General features: G+C 71.8%; 1 protein-coding gene. It reads right to left on the bottom strand.

Annotated features, from left to right (window positions below):
- Nucleotides 1–1,004: 1,004 nt before the first annotated feature.
- On the bottom strand, nucleotides 1,005–1,697 hold a 693-nt coding region (locus tag D7Y15_RS43415), incomplete at its 5' end, for a polysaccharide biosynthesis tyrosine autokinase (protein WP_121756211.1).

Raw genomic sequence — 1,697 nt, 5'->3', positions numbered from 1 at the left:
CCGAGATCTCCACTTATGCGATCGTCGGCAGCGTCAGATGTGTATAAGGGACAGCCACCGGGTAGTCCTTTCCCAGCTGGATGGCCCGCTCGTAGAGGACCTCCCGCCCGGACAGGTACACCTTGCCTTCGCTGCTGCCCGCGCCGCCCGCGCCCACCTCGTAGTTGAGGGTGAGGCGCAGGAAGCGCTCCTGGAAGGAGTTGCTGAGCGCCTCTCCCAGCGGGGAGAACATGGCCACCACGGTGATGGCCACCGTCGCCAGCAGCGTCAGGAGCAGCAGCCGGCGCACCGGCACGCGCCCCACCACGAGGCAGGTGGTGATGCCCGCGATGATGGCGACGGACCCGCCGCGCGAGCCCGTGAGCAGCGTCAGCATGACGCCGCTGGCGGCCACCGGAATCCACAGCCACGTCTGGCCCCGCCAGTACCAGAAGTAGAGCGCGCCCATGGTCAAGAGCCCCATGAGCCGCGCGAAGATGTTGGGCCCGCCGTTCATCACCGCGAGCCGCGCGCCACCGCCGCCCGCCAGCAATTGCTTGATGCCGGCGATGGCGAGCAGCCCCGTGGCCACCACGACGATGGCCCAGAACGTGTCCAGCGTCCGGGGCGCGGGCTGGCGCAAGCAGGCCAGCGCGAAGCCCACGCACATGACCGCCACGAGCATGACGTCGTAGACCTTGGTCAACGAGAAGTCGAAGTCGGGCGACCAGGTGGCGCTGGCGGCCATGTAGCCCAGGAAGGCCAGCATGGCCGCGATGAGCGGCGGGTCGAAGCGCGACTCGCCGGGACGGGCCTCGCGCCGGGCGCGGTGCAGGAGCCCCACCGCGGCGAACACCCCTCCGCAGATGACGATCCAGAGCCGCAGCTCCAGGAACAGGTTCGTCTCCACCTCCGCGGCGGCCAGCCGGTGCATGCCCCAGCGGCCCGCGAGCATGTAGAGGGCCGCGATGAAGCCCAGTCCTGTGCAGCGAATCCAGCTCACGGTGCGGTCTCCCGGTGGGGCTTCAGCTCGCGGATGGGTATTCGTATTGGTAGACGCCGCTCACCGCGCGGCCCGTCCGGGAGCGCGGCACGCCGTTGAGGACCACGCCCTGGGCCGGGACGCCGCTCTGCTCCAGTTGGTGCAGCGCGGTGGCCACCTCGCGCAGGGACTGGGCCGCCGCGCGCACCACGGCGAGCCGCACGCCCGCGTGCCGGCCCACGAGCGCCGCGTCCGTCACCGCGAGGATGCAGGGCGTGTCGAAGAGGACGACGTCGTACTCGGCCGCCACGCGCGCCACGAACGTGTCGAACGCCGCGCTGGCCAACAGCTCCGCCGGGTCCGGAGGAAGCGCGCCCGCGCCCAGGAACGACAGGCCGGGCGCGGCCTCCTGGAGCAGGGCCTGGTCCAGCGTCGCGGTGCCCCGCAGCACCTCGTGGAGGCCGGGGAGGTGCGCCTCGCGGAAGCACCGGTGCAGCCAGCCGCCGCGCAGGTTCGCGTCCACCAGCAGCACTCGCTTGCCCGTCTCCGCCAGCACCCACGCCAGGTTGAGGGCGACGAAGGACGTCCCCGCGCCAGGGCTCGTCCCGGTGACGGCGACGACGTGGCTGCCCGCCTCCTTCATGGCCCGCTGGAGCCGCGTCCTCAGGCCGCGCACGCATTCCACGGTGACGTCCCGGGGGATGCTGCGCGCCAGGATGATGGAGGGGCTGCGGGG

The sequence above is a fragment of the Corallococcus sp. AB030 genome (assembly GCF_003668965.1).
In the GTDB taxonomy this organism is placed as follows: Bacteria; Myxococcota; Myxococcia; order Myxococcales; family Myxococcaceae; genus Corallococcus; species Corallococcus exiguus.
This window is presented reverse-complemented; position numbering and strand designations above follow the sequence as displayed.